Below are 17,630 nucleotides of genomic sequence, written 5' to 3'. Positions count from 1 at the left end.
CGGTTAAATAATCTGTATTAGCTTAAATTCGACTCGACGCTTTGGAAAAATATCCGTGGATTATCGCTCTTGGTGCGCCGTCTGCGCCGCTAATATTGTGGCGATATTGTCTTCTATCCACTCAGCCAGAATTTTGACATGCTCGCTGACCTCTATGCCCAGCGGCGTCAGGCTGTATTCAACATGCGGCGGCACGACCGGATAAGCGGTGCGCAGTATGAATCCATCATTTTCCAGCCATTGCAGCGTTTGCGCCAGCATACGCTCGCTAACGCCGTCGATTTTGCGCCGCAGCTGGCTGAAACGATGGGTTCCATCCCGCAACGCCACTAAGATCAGCACGCCCCAGCGGCTGGTGACATGGGTAAGAATCTGACGGGAAGGGCATTTTTTCGCGAACAGATTGCCGTGCAACGGCGTAGCGGGCGATGAAGCGGCGGCGGTGATTTTTTCTGGCACGATACTTACCTTTATGTGCGTACTTACTTAAAATTAGTTTGTCGACTATTATGCCTGTTAACGACAGTCAAAAAAAGGAGCTTGGTGATGATTGCAATTACAGGTGCATCCGGCCAGTTGGGCCGTCTAGTTATTGAACAGCTGCTGGAGAAACTGCCGGCAGGCGAGATTCTGGCGTTGGCGCGAGACGTCGATAAAGTCGCTGATTTGGCCGCACGCGGCGTTCAGGTAAGGGCTGCGGATTACAATCAGCCGGATTCTCTGAACGCCGCGCTGCAAGGCGTGGATAAATTATTGCTGATCTCCTCCAGCGAGGTGGGCAAACGCACGGCGCAGCATCGCAATGTGGTGGAAGCGGCGGTACGGGCCGACGTCGGCCTGTTGGCGTACACCAGCCTTCTGCACGCCGATAGCTCGCCGCTGGGTCTGGCGCAAGAGCATCGCGAAACCGAAGCGTTGATCAAAGCCTCCGGCTTGCCTTATGCGCTGCTGCGCAATGGCTGGTATAGCGAAAACTATGCGGCCAGCATTCCGGCGGCGTTGCAGCATGGCGTGTTCATCGGCAGCGCCGGCGAGGGGAAAATCGCTTCCGCCGCGCGCGCCGACTATGCCGCCGCCGCCGCCGCGGTGCTGACGCAGGATAATCAGGCCGGCAAGGTTTATGAGCTGGCGGGGGATCAGTGGTACACGCTGGCGGAATTGGCCGCCGAGGTGAGCCTTCAGTCGGGTAAGCCGGTTAGCTACCGGAATTTGCCTGAGGCGGAATTCAGCGCGGCGCTGGTTGCGGCGGGCCTGCCGCAGGCTATCGCCGATGTGCTGGCCGATTCCGATATCGGCGCATCCAGGGGCGGTCTGTTTGACGACAGCCGTCAGCTGAGCCGCTTGATTGGCCGTCCCACCACTCCGCTGGCGAGCGTGGTGAAATCGGCCATCCAATAAGTGGGATGGGCGTAATCGAAAGTTGATTAGATGGATGCGGCGGGCGTCGGGGCGTCCTCGCCAGGGTCGCGCCGCTTGCGACGGCCCACAGGGGCGGGGTAGGAGAGCCCTCCATAAAAAAGGCTTGCCCGCCGCGGCAAGCCTTCTGCGTTATTTATTCAGCAATTATTTCGTGCAGTTAGCGCATTGATTCTGCTGAATCTGCTGGAAGAAATCGTTGCCTTTGTCATCCACCAGGATAAACGCCGGGAAGTTTTCCACTTCGATTTTCCAGATGGCTTCCATTCCCAGCTCCGGATACTCCACGCATTCCAGGCTCTTGATGCTCTGCTGGGCCAATACCGCGGCCGGACCGCCGATGCTGCCCAGATAGAATCCGCCGTGTTTATGGCAGGCATCCGTCACCTGCTGGCTGCGGTTGCCTTTGGCCAGCATAATCATGCTGCCGCCGTGGGATTGCAGCAAATCGACGTAGGAGTCCATGCGTCCCGCGGTGGTTGGCCCCAGTGAGCCAGAGGCGTAGCCTGCCGGCGTTTTGGCCGGGCCGGCGTAGTAGATCGGATGATCCTTCACGTACTGCGGCAGATCTTCGCCGTTGTCGATACGCTCTTTCAGCTTGGCGTGAGCGATATCGCGGCCCACGATGATGGTTCCGCTTAGAGAGAGACGGGTAGAGACCGGATACTGGGAAAGCTGGTCCAGAATCTCCTTCATCGGGCGGTTTAAATCGATATGCACCGCGTCGCCTTCGCCCTGCTGACGCAGGGATTCGGGAATATAGCGCGCCGGATTGTGCTCCAGTTTCTCGATCCAGATGCCTTCGCGGTTGATTTTGGCCTTGATGTTGCGGTCCGCGGAGCAGGATACGCCCATGCCGACCGGGCAGGATGCGCCGTGGCGCGGCAGGCGGATCACCCGGATATCGTGCGCGAAATATTTACCGCCGAACTGCGCGCCCAGTCCCAGATTTTGCGCCTCGGCCATCAGTTCCTGTTCCAGCTTCACGTCGCGGAATGCCTGACCGTGCTCATTGCCCTTGGTCGGCAGGCCGTCATAGTATTTGGCCGACGCCAGTTTTACCGTTTTCAGCGTGCTTTCCGCGGAGGTGCCGCCGATCACAAAGGCGATATGGTACGGCGGGCAGGCCGCGGTGCCCAGCGTACGCATTTTTTCCACCAGGTAGCTTTTCAATTTGCCGGGGTTAAGCAGCGCCTTGGTCTCCTGATAGAGGTAGGTTTTGTTGGCGGAACCGCCGCCTTTGGCCACGCACAGGAATTTATATTCGTCGCCATCCACGCTGTAGAGATCGATTTGCGCCGGCAGGTTGGTGCCGGTATTCACCTCTTTGTACATATCCAGCGCGACATTCTGGGAGTAGCGCAGGTTGTCCTCGGTATAGGTGTTGTATACGCCGCGGGTCAAGGCTTCTTCATCGCCGCCGCCGGTCCAGACGCGCTGACCTTTTTTCCCCATGATGATGGCGGTGCCGGTGTCCTGACAGGTCGGCAGCACGCCTTTGGCGGCGATTTCCGAGTTTCTCAGGAACTGCAAGGCGACATATTTGTCGTTTTCGCTGGCTTGCGGATCGTTAAGAATGGCGGCGACCTGCCGCTGGTGGGCCGGGCGCAGCATAAATGCGGCATCGTGGAAAGCCTGCTGCGCCAGCAGCGTCAACGCTTCCGGCTCAATTTTAAGCACCGGCTGACCTGCAAATTCGCTCACGGATACGTGTTCGCTGCTGAGCAGGTAATACTCGGTGTCATCTTCGGCAAGCGGGAAAGGCGCTTGATAGACAAAAGGTTTATTCGACATTGTTTTCTCACTTAATAATTTTATTGCTGCCGTATATCGGCATTTGCAGGAATAACGCGGCGGCATCCGTTTCGATGCGCCGGCGGCCGGCTCTTCGGCGCGAGGGGCCGGCCGCCTATAATCAGAACATCATCGACATCCAGGGGTAGCCGATAACCAGCAGGGCGACCAGGAATATTGCACCAAAAATAGTGCCCAAACGCCAATAGTCCGCCGCCGGCAGGTAGCCGCTGCCGTAATAAATCGGGCTGGGGCCGGTGCCGTAAGGGGTGATGATGCCCATGATGCCCAATGACGTCACCATCAGCAGACAGAAGACCTGCATGTTCATCCCCGGGATAGTGGCGGCGATGGTCAGCATGGCGGGCAGCAACGCCGTGGTATGCGCGGTGGTGCTGGCGAACAGATAGTGCAGCAGATAAAACGCGACCAGCAGCACGATGGTGGCGACGCCGGGGGAGATGCCGGCCAGGAGTACGCCGCCTTCTTTACCCAGCCAGCCGATAAATCCGGTGGAGGAGAGACCGTCGGCCAGCGCCACCAGGGTGCCGAACCAGACAAAGGTATTCCATGCGGCTTTGTTGCCGGTGATATCGCCCCATTCCAGCACGCCGGTCCACAGCATCAGGCCGATAACCAGCAGAGCGGCCAGCGCGGGTTCAATCCAGTTGGCGGCGAAAATCCACATCACCAGCGCGCAGCAGACGAACACCAGCAGAAGAATTTCATTGCGCGACAGTTTGCCGAGCTTCTCCAATTCCTGGCTGGCCCAGCGCGGCACTTCATCGTTGACTTTGACTTCAGGCGGATAGAGCCAGTAGGCCAGCAGCGGCATCGCCAGGATCAGCAGGATACCCAGCGGCAGGAAGGCGAGGAACCAGGTGCCCCACGAAATGCTGATGCCCACCGTACTTTTAACCAGCGCCAGCGCCAGCAGGTTCGGCGCGAGCGCGGATAAAAACATGGAGCTGGTGATGCAGGCGGCGGTAATCGCCACCCACATCAGATAGGAGCCTATCTTGCGGGCGCTGGGGGCGTTCGGCTTGGAGCCGTACAACGGCGGCAGGTTGGCGATGATGGGGTAAATGGTGCCGCCGCTGCGCGCCGTGTTGGACGGTGTAAACGGCGCCAGGAGCAGGTCGGCGAAGGTGATGGCGTAGCCCAGCGTCAGGCTGCGGCGGCCGAGATATTTCACCAGAATCAGCGCTAGGCGGCGGCCGAACTGGGTTTTATCGTAGCCGGCGGCGAACATGAACGCGCCGAAGATCAGCCAAACGGTCGAGTTGCCGAACCCGCTCACCGCCCATTTAAAGGATTGAGAGGCGAGTTTGAATTTGGGATCGGCCAACTGCTCGGGGCTGAACAGCAGCCACTCGCCGCCCAGCGAAATGATGACCAGCCCGGTCAGGCCGATTACCGCTCCCGGCAGCGGTTCGAAGATCAAACCGACGATAACGCCGACAAAGATGGCGAAGAAACGCCATGAATAAGGTTGTAATCCATCAGGCACGGGGATTAATAACAATCCCGCTGAAACCAATACCATCAATAACATATATATCAGGTGGTTTTTCTTCCCGCCTGAGGCTTTTTTAACCTGAGGCGGATTGATGCTCTTTGATATTACGCTCATATTTATTTGTCTATAGTAGTTAAAAATCTCTTGGGCGCGTAAAAAATATCTCCGCTTTATTTAGTTTTTTTAATTTATATTATTATTTAACGGCGATATTTTGAACGTCATATTTTCATCGTTTATGGTAGATAATTTATACGATCTACGGTGTGCGTGTGTTTATATAATGCGTTTTTCATATTTATTGCCGTTGATCTTGATCAAAAGATCGCGGTGATATTTCGTGTTTCTAAAACCGTAATGAAGCATGTTTCTATATTTTTATTTTATGTAATTTGCCGGTTTTCTTATTTTCTATACGGGTAATTGTGAGGGGAAATATGGCATTAGACTCCTTGTGGATATCGGTTAATAACATCGATATGAGTGTGTCTATTTGCCGGGATCAGTCGTGGTGCGGCTTGTGGCGGAAAGGTTGCGTAAGGTTTTTATTATTCCCTACTGAAGTAAATGAAAGGTTATATTAATTTAACACTATGTAATGTTTTTTATTTAAAAGTAATAAAACGAGTGAATTATCATCTAGCAAATAGTTAATTAACTAAAAATAATGATTTTTAAACTAAATATAAAGTTATATTGATAAGATGAGATCGGTAGCGAATTAAAACCAATAAATAATAAAAACCGATAACGAATTCAAAAGATTTTTAAATATTTATATTTTGGAGTTGATTATTATGACCAGTAACGATCGCATACTTAGTCCATTCACCTTGCCGAATGGCGTTCAGGTAAAAAACCGCCTTTTAATGGCGCCGATGACCACCTGCACCGGCTTCTATGATGGCTCCGTAACCAATGAATTGGTGGAATATTATCGGGCGCGTTCCGGCAGTATCGGTACCGTTATCGTCGAATGTTGCTTTATCGACGATAAAGGCCTGGCGTTTCCTGGGGCCATTGGTATTGATAACGACGATAAAATTTCCGGCTTGGCGAAAGTGGCCGAAGCGATTAAATCCAAAGGTTCAAAAGCCGTTTTGCAGATCTACCACGGCGGCAGAATGGTAGAACCAAAACTGATCGGCGGTCAGTCTCCCGTCGGCCCGAGCGCTATCGCCGCGCCGCGCGACGGCGCGCCGATCCCGACGGCCTTAACTACCGCAGAAGTGGCGGGCATGATCGCTAAATTTGGCGCGGGCGTGCGCCGCGCCATTGCGGCCGGATTCGACGGCGTGGAAATCCACGGCGCCAATACCTACCTGATTCAGCAGTTCTATTCGCCAAACTCCAACCAGCGCGACGACGAATGGGGCGGCAGCCGCGAAAACCGGGCTAAATTCCCGCTCGCGGTGCTGGATATTACCCATGAGATGGCGCGCAAGTACGCCGACTCTTCCTTCATCATCGGCTACCGCTTCTCGCCGGAAGAAATCGAAGAACCCGGCATTCGCTTTGCCGACACCCTGTATCTGCTGGAAAAACTGGCCGAGCGCGGTCTGGATTATCTGCACTTCTCCATGGGGCATACCCTGCGTCCGTCGATCGTCGATACCGCCGACCCTACGCCATTGATTGATAAATATATCGCCATGCGTTCCGCAACCCTGGCGCAAGTCCCGGTTATGGGCGTGGGCGGCGTGGTTAACAAAGAGGATGTCGAACTGGCGCTGGAGCACGGCTATGACCTGGTCGCGGTTGGCAAAGCCTGCATCGCGTATCCGGATTGGACCGATCGCATCGCCGACGATCGGCGCATTGAACTGTTCATCGATAACACCAAGCGTGAAGAGCTGATTATTCCGGAACCGCTGTGGCGCTTCTCGCTGGTTGACGCGATGATCCGCGATATGAGCCTGTCGTCGAAGAAATTCAAGCCCGGCGTATTTCAGGAAAAAGCGCAGGATGACGCCAACGAACTGATTATCAACGTCAGCCTGGAAACCGATCGCATCGCCGATATCGAACTGGATGCGAGCTCCGAGCTGGATGTCTCTTTCGTCACCAGCTTTGAGGTTATCCGCTCGCGTATTCTTGACGCCAACAGCCCGCATGTCGATGCCGTTACCGGCGCCACCACCCAAAGCGAAGCGGTGAAAAAAGCCGTCTCCAAGGCGCTGGCGAAATCCTGCAAGGCCCAGATTCTGGAAGAGGGCGGCAACCCGGCCACGCCGCAAAGCTACGACGTCATCGTCGTCGGCAGCGGCGGCGCCGGTCTGGCGGCGGCGATTCAGGCCAGCGACGAGGGCGCCAGCGTTCTGATTATTGAGAAGATGCCGAGCATTGGCGGCAATACCATCAAGGCGTCGGTGGGGATGAATGCGGCGGAAACCCGTTTTCAGAAAATCAAAGGCATCGTCGACAGTAAAGAGCTGTTCTATCAGGAAAGCCTGAAAGGCGGTAAAAACAAAAATAACCCGGAACTGCTGAAATGCTTCGTCGAACACGCGCCTCAGGCGGTGGAATGGCTGGCGGATCACGGCATCGAGCTGAACGATATCACCATTACCGGCGGGATGAGCATCGACCGCACCCACCGCCCGGCGGACCGCTCCGCCGTCGGCGGTTTCCTGATTAGCGGACTGACGAAGAACATCAATACGCGCAATATCGATGTGATGCTGGATACTTCCGTTACCGATATTCTCTACGAGGCCGGCGCGGTGATCGGCGTGCGCGCGGTTAACGAGGATGACGAAGCCCTGACGATCCTGGCGAAAAGCGTTATCGTCGCCAGCGGCGGATTCAGCGCCAACCGGGATATGGTTGTGCAGTATCGCGCGGATCTGGATGGCTTCGTCACGACGAACCACAAAGGCGCGACGGGCGACGGCATCGCTATTCTGGAGAAGATTGGCGCCGGTACGGTCGATATGGGCGAGATCCAGATTCACCCGACGGTAGAGCAAACCACCTCTTACCTGGTTTCCGAGTCGATTCGCGGCGGCGGCGCGATCCTGGTGAATCAGGCAGGCAAACGCTTCTTCAATGAGATGGAAACCCGCGACAAGGTTTCGGCTCAGATCATCGGCCTGGCGGAAAAATACGCTTACGTGATTTTCGATGAGCAGATCAGGATGCAAAACAAAGCTGCGGACGAATATATTGCACGCGGATTTGTCATCAGCGCCGACTCCCCGCGCGAGCTGGCCGCCAAGCTGGATATCGATCATCACACCTTCCTGGCGACGCTGGAACGCTACAATGTCTTTGTTGATAAACGGAACGATGAAGATTTCGGCCGTAAAACCGCCCTGCGTCAGCCTATCAATCAGGGACCGTTCTACGCCATCCGCATCGCGCCGGGGGTTCACCACACCATGGGAGGGGTGACGATCAACACCGATACCGCCGTGCTGGACGACCGGCAGCAGGTTATTCCCGGCGCCTACGCCGCGGGCGAAGTGGTCGGCGGGATCCACGGCGGTAACCGCATCGGCGGCAATGCCGTCGCCGATATCATCATCTTCGGCATTCTGGCCGGGCGCAACGCGGCGGCGCACGCCTTGCGGTAACCGGCGTCAGCCTGTACCTTGGGCTACCCGAGGTACAGGTTCATCATTTTTAGGTAATCCGCTATGCCGCCAGACGATCGTGTCTATGCTTATTCCGCCGTTTTGATGGGTTCCCCCATTCTCCTTAAGCTATTTGAGCATAATGAAAGTCTGGCTTCTCGCGTCTTCAGGCTGATAAAACAGCAGGAGAACCGCTTAACCGTTAACCGGGCCCACTCCGACGTTATGGATGTCAACCATGCCGCCGGCAGCCATCCGGTGGCGGTCAATCCGTCGGTGTTTAATCTTATCAAACGCGCCAAGGCGGCGAGCCTGCTGGACGATAGCTGTTTTAACCTGGCTATCGGCCCGCTGGTTAAACGCTGGAAAATCGGCTTTAGCGGCGACAGCCTTCCCCCCGCCGCCGAGCTACGGGCGCTCTTGCCGCTGACCAACCCCGCCGACGTGATCCTCAATGAGCGGGAGCGCTCCGTCTTTCTGGCAAAGGCCGGAATGGAGATCGATCTGGGGGCGATCGCCAAAGGGTATATTGCCGATCTGGTCAGGGATTTTCTGCATCAGCACGCTATCCGCCACGCCTTGATCAACCTGGGCGGCAATGTTCAGACGCTCGGCGCGCCGCCGGCAAACGGGATGAATGCCTGGGCGGTCGGACTGAAAAAACCGTTTTCCGATCCCGACGATCTGCTCGGCGTCATCAGTGTGAACAGTAAGTCGGTGGTGACATCCGGTATTTACGAACGCTACTTTGAGCTGAACGGCCGCTGTTATCACCATATTCTCGATCCGCAAACCGGTTACCCGCGGGATAACGAGCTGTTAAGCGTGACGATTATTTCCGATGACTCCATCGACGGAGATATCTATACCACGCTGCTTTACGGCATGGGCGTAGAAAAGGGGCTCGCTTACCTCTCCGGCATACCGCATATTGAAGCGATCTTCGTCACCCGCGACCGTCGGGTCGTTCTCTCGTCGCAGCGCCAGTTCTCCTTCTCCCTGCTGGATAACCATTATCGCATAGGGTAAGGGCCCGAACGCCAGCTGATCCGGCTCCTTGCGCCGCCGGGTTTTTATTGTCATCCGCCGACAGTAAAATAGCGGAAAATTGCAGAGCGGTTCGATCACTTAACCGCGCGATAATGTAGGAGAAACGAATGGTTATTAGTATTTTTTGCGGCTCGGCCTCCGGCAATACGCCGGACTATCTCAACAAGGCCAAAGAAGCGGCGCGGTTTCTGGCGCAAAGCGGCGTCGATATTGTCTATGGCGGCGGAAAGGTGGGCATTATGGGCGCCGTCGCCGATGCCGCGCTTTCCGCGGGGGGACGCGTCATCGGGATTATCCCCAGGGCGCTTGCCGAAAAAGAGATCGCGCATACCGGTCTTACGGAGTTACACGTTGTGGAGACCATGCACGAGCGGAAAAATAAAATGGCGGAGCTGTCCCATGCCTTTATTGCCCTGCCAGGCGGCGCAGGAACGCTTGATGAGATATTCGAACAGTGGACGTGGGCGCAGCTGGGCATTCACGAAAAGCCCTGCGGCTTTCTTAATATCAATCGCTATTTTGAACCGCTGCAGGCGATGACGGAAAAGATGGTGCATGAAGGTTTTCTCCATAGACGGCATGGCGAAATGCTGCGCTTTGCGGACAATATCGATGAGTTATTGCGCTATTTCAAAACGTATCAGCCGCCGGAGAGGAAATGGACCACAAAATGAGAACCCAGATCGCGGTCAGCGCGGCCTGCCTATTTAATTCCGCCCATGAACTTCTGTTGGTGCGTAAAGCAGGAACGCAATATTTTATGCTGCCGGGAGGAAAACCGGAGCTTGGGGAGGACGGTCAAAACGCGTTACTGCGCGAGCTTAAGGAAGAGCTGGGGCTAACCCTGGAACCGGAGCAATTACCCTACCTAGGGATATGGACGGCAACGGCGGCGAATGAAAATAACGCCGATGTACAGGCAAAGGTCTGGCGCGCCGAGATCGCCAATACGGTAAGCGCGTCGGCGGAAATTGAAGAGGCCGTCTGGTATAGCCTCTCCCATCGTCCCGATATTACTTTGGCGCCGCTTATCACGGAGTGCATTCTGCCTTTCCTGACGGCGGAGGCAAGGAAACAATAAGCGCCGCGGATTGATAAACAAAAGCCGGAGAAAATCCCGCATAACAAGGCGCTATACGGGATCGGTGGAAGTGAGTGGACGCTTACAGACTCAGCGTTACTTGCCGATACAGAAGCTGGAGAAAATCCGTCCTAACAGGTCATCGGAAGTGAATTCGCCGGTGATCTCGCTTAAACACCGCTGCGCCAGCCGCAGCTCCTCGGCTAACAGCTCGCCTGCGTAAGCGCTGACTAACTGCTCTTTGCCCTGCATCAGATGCCCGGCGGCCTGTTCCAGCGCCTGCAGGTGGCGGCGGCGCGCCAGAAAGCCGCCTTCGGTATTGCTGGTGAATCCCATACTTTGCTTAAGGTGCTCGCGCAGCGTCTCGACGCCTTCGCCGGTGCGCGCCGATAGGCGAATAAGTGAGTAAGCGCCCACGTCTTCTATGCCTAGCGTCTCTCCTGTGATGTCGGCTTTATTGCGCACCACGGTAATGGGTAAGGCACTGGGCAATCGGGCCATAAATTCAGGCCAGATGGCCGTGGGCTCAATGGCCTGGGTGGTGGTGCCGTCCACCATAAACAGCACGCGGTCGGCCTGTTCGATCTCCCGCCAGGCGCGTTCGATGCCGATACGTTCCACTTCATCGTTGGCGTCGCGCAGGCCCGCGGTATCGATGATATGCAGCGGCATACCGTCGATGTGGATATGTTCGCGCAATACATCGCGGGTGGTGCCGGCGATATCGGTGACTATCGCCGCCTCCCGTCCCGCTAATGCATTGAGCAGGCTGGATTTTCCGGCATTCGGGCGTCCGGCGATCACCACTTTCATGCCTTCGCGCAGCAGGCTGCCCTGATGGGCTTCGGCTCTGACGGCGTCCAGATCGGCGATAACCTCGTTTAATTGCGCTTCGATTTTGCCGTCGGAGAGAAAATCAATCTCCTCGTCCGGAAAATCGATCGCCGCCTCGACGTAGATTCTCAGGTGAGTAAGTGCTTCCACTAGACGATTGATGCGGGCACTAAACGCCCCTTGCAGGGAATTGAGCGCGGAACGCGCGGCCTGTTCCGAGCTGGCGTCAATCAGGTCGGCGATGGCTTCCGCCTGCGCCAGATCGAGTTTGTCATTGAGGAATGCGCGTTCAGAGAATTCGCCGGGGCGCGCAATACGCACGTCGGGCAGCGTCAGGATACGCTGCAGCAGCAAATCAAGAATAACCGGGCCGCCGTGTCCCTGAAGCTCCAGCACGTCTTCGCCGGTAAACGAGTTGGGGCCGGGAAACCATAGGGCGATGCCCTGGTCGAGCACGGTCCCGTCGGCATCGCGGAACGGCAGATAGTCGGCGTAACGCGGCTTGGGCCGTTTACCGAGGACGGCCTGCGCCGCCGCCGCCGCCGCGGGGCCGGAAACGCGTAAAATACCTACCCCGCCGCGTCCTGGCGGCGTCGCCTGGGCGACGATGGTGTCGGAATGGCTCATGTTGTTCTCTTTGCGTCGAAGCCTGTCTGGCTGGCTATTTTACGTGGCGTTGAGTAATAAAACAGCCGTTAAAAAAATAAGGCGGTCATTGACCGCCTTACGCTGTGTAACAGGTTAACCGTCCAGCGGATTATTTTTTCTCGCGGCTATGCAGGCCACGTTTTTCCAGACCGCGGTAAATCAGCTGCTGCTGAATAATGGTCACCAGGTTGCTGACGATATAGTAAAGCACCAGACCGGACGGGAACCACAGGAAGAACACGGTGAAAATCACCGGCATGTAGGTCATGATCTTCTGCTGCATCGGGTCGGTAACGGTGGTCGGCGACATCTTCTGGATGAAGAACATCGTCACGCCCATCAGGATCGGCAGAATGTAGTAGGGGTCCTGCGCCGACAGGTCGTGGATCCACAGGGCGAACGGCGCATGGCGCAGTTCAACGGAGCCCATCAGCATGTAGTACAGCGCCAGGAAGATCGGCATCTGAATGACTAACGGGAAACAGCCGCCCAGCGGGTTCACTTTCTCTGACTTGTACAGCGCCATCATCTCTTGGCTCATGCGCTGTTTATCGTCGCCGATACGCTCGCGCATCGCCTGCAATTTGGGTTGCAGCATGCGCATTTTCGCCATTGAGGTATATTGCGCTTTGGTCAGCGGGTACATGATGCCGCGCACGATAAAGGTGATGGCGATAATGGAGAAGCCCCAGTTGCCGATAAAGCCGTGCAGGAATTTCAGCAGCTTGAACAGCGGCTGGGAAATAAACCACAGCCAGCCGTAATCAACGGTCAGATCCAGATGCGGGGCGACCGCGGCCATCTTGTCCTGAATTTCCGGACCAACCCACAGCGTGGCGTTCAGGTTTTGCTGGCTGCCGGCAGGCACAACCACCGGTGTGGATTTAAAGCCGATAGCGGCCTGTCCGTTCCCCAGGTTGCTGGTATAGAAGGTATTGACGCCCGCGGTGGTCGGGATCCAGGCGGTAGCGAAGTACTGCTGCAGCATCGCTATCCAGCCGCCGTTAGTGGTGATATTCAGGTTCTCGTCCATATCGCCGAAGCTGTATTTTTTATACTTGTCTTCGCTGGAAGAGAACGCTGCGCCGCGGTAGGTGTGCAGCGCAAAGTTGCTGCTGCCGGTGTCGCGGTGCTTGGGTAAATTGATGGATTGCTTCAACTGGCCGAACAGCGTCAGCTCCAGCGGCTGCGCGCTGGTGTTGTTGACGCTGTAATCAACCGTCAGCGCATAGTCGCCGCGTTTCAGGACAAAGGTTTTGGTGTAGGTTACGCCGTCGGCGGCGGTATAGGTCAGCGGAATACGCAGCTCGCTTTGACCGTCGGCCAGCTCAAAGCTGTCCTGAGCGGCGGTAAACAAGGGACGCGGACCGTTCGCCGGGTTATCCGGACCGTTTTTGCCCGTCAGGCCGCTCTGCGCCTGATAAACGAATTCGGGGGTGGTTTCCAGCAGCAGGAAAGGTTTGTCGGAACCCAGCGTATCCGGGTAGGCCAACAAATTAGCCTGCTCGATGTCGCCGCCACGGGTATTGATGGTCAGAGACAGTACGTCGGTTTTAACCGAGATCGGTTTGCCCTGACCGCTGGCGGGTACGCCCTGGTTACTGGCATCACCGGATGCTGCGTTCGTCGCCTGCTGTATGGCCTGCGTGGTCGCCGGCGGAGTTTTGTCCGTTTCCCAGGCTTGCCAGATCATAAAGGTTACGAATAGCAGAGCGATGAGAAAAAGATTGCGTTGCGAATCCATCGTTAATGTTCTCTGTTATTGTCGGTTTTTGGCGGTACGGGATCATCACCACCAGGGTTCAAAGGGTGGCATTTTAATACGCGTTTAAGCGTCAACCAACTGCCTTTTATCATGCCGAACCTGCGAATTGCTTCAATACCGTATTGTGAACACGTCGGCCGGAACCGGCAATGTGGTCCAAGTAACGGGCTGATAACGAGTTGATAACCGCGTATCAACCCGATCAGCAGGCGAGAGCCAAACGACAGTGCCGACGCCATAATTTTTCCAACGCTTCCGTCAGTGTTCGGTTATCCAGTTCAGACACCCCTTTTTTGGCGATCACCACGAAATCCATTGCCGGCAATGAATGTTGATGCAGGCGAAAGCTTTCGCGCGTCAGACGTTTAATCCGATTGCGTTCATGAGCACGTTTGACATGCTTTTTGGCGACGGTAAGACCGATGCGGGGATGCCCCAGCGTATTCAGGCGGCCGAGGATGGTAATTTGCGGCGTGCCGGCGCGCTGCGGCTGCTGGAAGACGAAAGTGAAATGGCTGGGAGTTAACAAGCGTAACTCCCTGGGAAAAGCGAGCTTAACCACTCGGTGGGTTAGCTTTTATTACTTGGAAACGGTCAGACGAGCACGGCCTTTCGCACGACGGCGGGCCAGAACCTGACGACCATTTTTGGTGGCCATACGAGCACGGAAACCGTGGCTACGGTTACGCTTCAATACGGACGGTTGGAAAGTGCGTTTCATGGCGATTTCTACCTAAACTTGAATAATTAACTTCACAGTAAGCGCGTTCGGCTACTCGGCGTGAACATGACCGACGGCCTCAATCGCATATAGTCATACAGAAAGAGGCGGGATTGTAATAATTGTACAGTCCTGAGTCAATTAACATCACGCTTTACCTGCCAGCCATTCCAATCATTTTGGGGTTTCTGTCTGGCCGAGCACAGAAACAGGCATTGACGCGCGGGCAGGGAATTATACGGACTCTGGCATAAAGCGCAAGGATCCTGCGGCGATCCTCTCGGCGGGATCATGATCGATGTCACCGTAACGCGTTCGCCGTCGGGGTTATTCTGAAACCCATTTCGCCGCCGCGTCAAGAATAAGATTCTTCCGATCTTCTGGGTAAAAAAAGGCGCTGTTATAAGAATAGCCTGTGGATAAAAAGGATCAAAACTGTGCGGAAGGGGAGGATCTCTTGCCTGGTTTAGGTTATGATCCGCCGTCCCGTTAGCGATCCTTCTTCGGGATCGTCACGGTAAACCGCAGCGGTTGCGCGGTGCATCTGTCGTCTTTTTTGTGGACGGGGGACAGGTGCCAACATCATGAGTCATATAAATATCGTACCTTATTCTATTCTTTTTGATCGTTCTTGTTCGAGTGGAGTCCGCCGTGTCACTTTCGCTTTGGCAGCAGTGTCTTGCCCGTTTGCAGGATGAGTTACCTGCCACAGAATTCAGTATGTGGATACGCCCGTTGCAGGCAGAACTGAGTGATAACACTCTGGCGCTCTACGCCCCGAATCGTTTCGTACTGGATTGGGTTCGCGATAAATATTTAAATAATATCAATGGATTGTTAAATGATTTTTGTGGGATGGATGCCCCGTTGCTGCGTTTTGAGGTGGGCAGCAAACCGCTGGTGCAGACGATAAGCCAGCCGGTCAACCACCATAGCAGCGGCAACGCCAACGTCGCGGCGGCCGTCCAGGTTCGTTCCGCGCCGGTGCGCCCAAGCTGGGATAATTCGCCGGCGCAGACGGAGCACACCTATCGTTCCAACGTCAACCCCAAGCACACCTTTGATAACTTCGTTGAAGGTAAATCGAACCAGCTGGCGCGCGCCGCGGCGCGTCAGGTGGCCGACAACCCCGGCGGCGCTTATAATCCCCTGTTCCTGTACGGTGGGACCGGGCTGGGTAAAACGCACTTGTTGCACGCGGTCGGCAACGGCATCATCGCCCGTAAAGCCAACGCGAAAGTGGTTTACATGCACTCCGAGCGTTTTGTGCAGGACATGGTGAAGGCGCTGCAAAATAACGCCATCGAAGAGTTCAAGCGCTACTACCGTTCGGTCGACGCTTTGCTGATCGATGATATTCAGTTTTTTGCCAACAAAGAGCGTTCGCAGGAAGAGTTTTTCCACACCTTCAACGCGTTGCTGGAAGGGAATCAGCAGATCATTCTGACTTCGGATCGCTACCCGAAAGAGATCAATGGGGTGGAAGATCGTCTGAAATCCCGTTTCGGCTGGGGGCTGACGGTGGCCATCGAGCCGCCGGAGCTGGAGACGCGCGTAGCGATCCTGATGAAAAAGGCGGACGAAAACGATATTCGCCTGCCGGGAGAAGTGGCGTTCTTTATCGCCAAGCGCCTGCGTTCCAACGTGCGCGAGCTGGAAGGGGCGTTAAACCGCGTCATCGCCAACGCCAACTTTACCGGCCGTTCCATCACCATCGACTTTGTGCGCGAGGCGCTGCGCGATCTGCTGGCGTTACAGGAAAAACTGGTTACTATCGACAATATCCAGAAGACGGTGGCGGAATATTATAAAATCAAGGTCGCTGATTTATTATCCAAACGCCGTTCCCGTTCGGTGGCCCGTCCGCGTCAGATGGCGATGGCGCTGGCCAAGGAGCTGACTAACCACAGTTTGCCGGAGATCGGCGACGCGTTTGGTGGCCGCGACCATACCACGGTGTTGCATGCCTGTCGTAAGATCGAACAGCTGCGTGAGGAAAGTCACGACATCAAAGAAGATTTCTCCAATTTAATCAGAACATTATCTTCATAATATTATGAAATTCATTGTCGAACGCGAACATCTGTTAAAACCGTTGCAACAGGTCAGCAGCCCGCTCGGCGGCCGACCGACCCTGCCGATTCTGGGCAACCTGCTGCTGCAGGTTAGCGAAGGGCAGCTATCGCTGACCGGAACCGATCTCGAAATGGAGATGGTCGCCAGGGTGGCGCTGACGCAAGCGCATGAGCCGGGCGCCACAACGGTTCCGGCGCGTAAACTGTTTGATATCTGCCGCGGTCTGCCGGACGGCGCGGAAATCACCATTATGCTGGATGGCGATCGCATGCTGGTGCGGTCCGGCCGCAGCCGCTTTTCGCTGTCGACCCTGCCCGCCGCGGACTTCCCGAATCTGGATGACTGGCAAAGCGAGGTTGAATTCTCGCTGCCCCAGGCCACGCTGAAGCGTTTGATTGAAGCGACGCAGTTCTCTATGGCGCATCAGGACGTGCGTTACTACCTTAACGGCATGCTGTTTGAAACCGAAGGCGAAGAGCTGCGTACGGTGGCGACCGACGGCCACCGTCTGGCGGTGTGCGCCATGCCGGTGGGGCAGACGCTGCCGTCGCATTCGGTGATCGTGCCGCGTAAAGGCGTGATGGAGCTGGTGCGCCTGCTGGATGGCGGCGAAACGCCGCTGCAATTGCAAATCGGCGGCAACAATATCCGCGCCCACGTCGGCGATTTTATCTTTACCTCCAAGCTGGTCGACGGCCGTTTTCCGGATTATCGCCGTGTGTTGCCGAAAAATCCGGATAAGACGCTGGAAGCCAGCTGCGATCTGCTGAAGCAGGCCTTTTCCCGCGCCGCCATTTTGTCGAATGAGAAATTCCGCGGCGTGCGTTTGCACCTTATCCAGAATCAATTGAAGATCACGGCCAATAACCCCGAGCAGGAAGAGGCGGAGGAAATTCTGGATGTGCAGTACGACGGCAGCGAAATGGAAATCGGCTTCAACGTCAGCTATGTGCTGGACGTGCTGAATGCGCTGAAATGTGAGGATGTTCGCCTGTTGCTGACGGATTCGGTCTCCAGCGTGCAGATCGAGGATAGCCTCAGCCGGGCGGCGGCCTATGTCGTCATGCCGATGCGTCTCTAGCCTATGGCGGGCGATGTTACCTGCCGGTCCGGGCGCCGGTGCGCGCCCAATCGGTCCGCCGCGCTAACGA

Annotated in this window: 15 protein-coding genes; 7 read left to right on the top strand and 8 right to left on the bottom strand. The window is 55.8% G+C overall.

What is annotated here, in order from left to right; translation table 11 throughout:
• Positions 1-60 precede the first annotated feature (60 nt).
• Positions 61-459, bottom strand: a complete 399-nt coding sequence (locus VSX58_RS16290) for a winged helix-turn-helix transcriptional regulator (protein WP_327619004.1) — start codon at positions 457-459, stop codon at positions 61-63.
• A gap of 87 nt (positions 460-546) precedes the next feature.
• Here VSX58_RS16290 and VSX58_RS16285 point away from each other — a divergent pair, with 87 nt between their 5' ends.
• A complete protein-coding gene (locus VSX58_RS16285; protein ID WP_327619003.1) occupies positions 547-1,398 on the top strand; it encodes an SDR family oxidoreductase in 852 nt (283 codons plus the stop codon).
• Positions 1,399-1,563: 165 nt separating this feature from the next.
• Here VSX58_RS16285 and fumA read toward each other — a convergent pair whose 3' ends face one another.
• Positions 1,564-3,210, bottom strand: coding sequence for a class I fumarate hydratase FumA (gene fumA, locus VSX58_RS16280; protein ID WP_327619002.1), 1,647 nt, complete (start codon positions 3,208-3,210; stop codon positions 1,564-1,566).
• 121 nt (positions 3,211-3,331) lie between these two features.
• Positions 3,332-4,843: an anion permease gene (locus tag VSX58_RS16275; protein WP_327619001.1), complete on the bottom strand. Its 1,512-nt coding sequence runs from the start codon at positions 4,841-4,843 to the stop codon at positions 3,332-3,334.
• A gap of 683 nt (positions 4,844-5,526) precedes the next feature.
• Here VSX58_RS16275 and VSX58_RS16270 point away from each other — a divergent pair.
• The 4 genes from VSX58_RS16270 to VSX58_RS16255 all read left to right on the top strand — a co-directional run bounded on the left by VSX58_RS16270 (position 5,527) and on the right by VSX58_RS16255 (position 10,435).
• Positions 5,527-8,304: a flavocytochrome c gene (locus tag VSX58_RS16270; protein ID WP_327619000.1), complete on the top strand. Its 2,778-nt coding sequence runs from the start codon at positions 5,527-5,529 to the stop codon at positions 8,302-8,304.
• Positions 8,305-8,367: 63 nt separating this feature from the next.
• A complete protein-coding gene (locus VSX58_RS16265) occupies positions 8,368-9,333 on the top strand; it encodes an FAD:protein FMN transferase (protein WP_327618999.1) in 966 nt (321 codons plus the stop codon).
• A gap of 128 nt (positions 9,334-9,461) precedes the next feature.
• Positions 9,462-10,028, top strand: coding sequence for an LOG family protein (locus VSX58_RS16260; RefSeq protein WP_327618998.1), 567 nt, complete (start codon positions 9,462-9,464; stop codon positions 10,026-10,028).
• Positions 10,025-10,435: an NUDIX hydrolase gene (locus tag VSX58_RS16255; RefSeq protein WP_327618997.1), complete on the top strand. Its 411-nt coding sequence runs from the start codon at positions 10,025-10,027 to the stop codon at positions 10,433-10,435. Before VSX58_RS16260 ends, VSX58_RS16255 begins: the two co-directional genes overlap by 4 nt.
• A gap of 96 nt (positions 10,436-10,531) precedes the next feature.
• Here VSX58_RS16255 and mnmE read toward each other — a convergent pair whose 3' ends face one another.
• From mnmE to rpmH, 5 genes are all read right to left on the bottom strand, one after another.
• The gene (mnmE, locus tag VSX58_RS16250) at positions 10,532-11,896 is read right to left on the bottom strand and encodes a tRNA uridine-5-carboxymethylaminomethyl(34) synthesis GTPase MnmE (protein ID WP_327618996.1); all 1,365 of its coding nucleotides are present in this window, start codon (positions 11,894-11,896) and stop codon (positions 10,532-10,534) included.
• A 130-nt stretch (positions 11,897-12,026) separates the two neighbouring features.
• Positions 12,027-13,661: a membrane protein insertase YidC gene (gene yidC / locus VSX58_RS16245; protein WP_327618995.1), complete on the bottom strand. Its 1,635-nt coding sequence runs from the start codon at positions 13,659-13,661 to the stop codon at positions 12,027-12,029.
• Positions 13,662-13,663: 2 nt separating this feature from the next.
• Positions 13,664-13,921 carry a membrane protein insertion efficiency factor YidD gene (gene yidD, locus VSX58_RS16240; protein WP_009115145.1) on the bottom strand — a complete coding sequence of 86 codons (258 nt, stop codon included), beginning with the start codon at positions 13,919-13,921 and terminating at the stop codon, positions 13,664-13,666.
• Positions 13,885-14,244, bottom strand: coding sequence for a ribonuclease P protein component (gene rnpA / locus VSX58_RS16235; protein ID WP_319605002.1), 360 nt, complete (start codon positions 14,242-14,244; stop codon positions 13,885-13,887). The genes yidD and rnpA overlap by 37 nt, the downstream gene beginning before the upstream one ends.
• A gap of 18 nt (positions 14,245-14,262) precedes the next feature.
• Positions 14,263-14,403, bottom strand: coding sequence for a 50S ribosomal protein L34 (rpmH, locus tag VSX58_RS16230; protein WP_000831330.1), 141 nt, complete (start codon positions 14,401-14,403; stop codon positions 14,263-14,265).
• 651 nt (positions 14,404-15,054) lie between these two features.
• Here rpmH and dnaA point away from each other — a divergent pair.
• Positions 15,055-16,455: a chromosomal replication initiator protein DnaA gene (gene dnaA, locus VSX58_RS16225; protein ID WP_327614835.1), complete on the top strand. Its 1,401-nt coding sequence runs from the start codon at positions 15,055-15,057 to the stop codon at positions 16,453-16,455.
• 4 nt (positions 16,456-16,459) lie between these two features.
• The gene (gene dnaN, locus VSX58_RS16220; RefSeq protein WP_327614834.1) at positions 16,460-17,560 is read left to right on the top strand and encodes a DNA polymerase III subunit beta; all 1,101 of its coding nucleotides are present in this window, start codon (positions 16,460-16,462) and stop codon (positions 17,558-17,560) included.
• Positions 17,561-17,630 lie beyond the last annotated feature (70 nt).

The sequence above is a fragment of the Brenneria populi genome (assembly GCF_036016195.1).
Lineage (GTDB): Bacteria > Pseudomonadota > Gammaproteobacteria > Enterobacterales > Enterobacteriaceae > Brenneria > Brenneria populi.
This window is presented reverse-complemented; position numbering and strand designations above follow the sequence as displayed.

What these genes read in the sequence shown, in the direction of transcription:
- VSX58_RS16285 (WP_327619003.1), top strand. Translation starts at nt 547, where the DNA reads ATGATTGCAATTACAGGTGCATCCGGCCAGTTGGGCCGTCTAGTTATT.
- fumA (WP_327619002.1), bottom strand. Translation starts at nt 3,210, where the DNA reads ATGTCGAATAAACCTTTTGTCTATCAAGCGCCTTTCCCGCTTGCCGAA.
- VSX58_RS16275 (WP_327619001.1), bottom strand. Translation starts at nt 4,843, where the DNA reads ATGAGCGTAATATCAAAGAGCATCAATCCGCCTCAGGTTAAAAAAGCC.
- VSX58_RS16270 (WP_327619000.1), top strand. Translation starts at nt 5,527, where the DNA reads ATGACCAGTAACGATCGCATACTTAGTCCATTCACCTTGCCGAATGGC.
- VSX58_RS16265 (WP_327618999.1), top strand. Translation starts at nt 8,368, where the DNA reads ATGCCGCCAGACGATCGTGTCTATGCTTATTCCGCCGTTTTGATGGGT.
- VSX58_RS16260 (WP_327618998.1), top strand. Translation starts at nt 9,462, where the DNA reads ATGGTTATTAGTATTTTTTGCGGCTCGGCCTCCGGCAATACGCCGGAC.
- VSX58_RS16255 (WP_327618997.1), top strand. Translation starts at nt 10,025, where the DNA reads ATGAGAACCCAGATCGCGGTCAGCGCGGCCTGCCTATTTAATTCCGCC.
- mnmE (WP_327618996.1), bottom strand. Translation starts at nt 11,896, where the DNA reads ATGAGCCATTCCGACACCATCGTCGCCCAGGCGACGCCGCCAGGACGC.
- yidC (WP_327618995.1), bottom strand. Translation starts at nt 13,661, where the DNA reads ATGGATTCGCAACGCAATCTTTTTCTCATCGCTCTGCTATTCGTAACC.
- yidD (WP_009115145.1), bottom strand. Translation starts at nt 13,921, where the DNA reads ATGGCGTCGGCACTGTCGTTTGGCTCTCGCCTGCTGATCGGGTTGATA.
- rpmH (WP_000831330.1), bottom strand. Translation starts at nt 14,403, where the DNA reads ATGAAACGCACTTTCCAACCGTCCGTATTGAAGCGTAACCGTAGCCAC.
- dnaN (WP_327614834.1), top strand. Translation starts at nt 16,460, where the DNA reads ATGAAATTCATTGTCGAACGCGAACATCTGTTAAAACCGTTGCAACAG.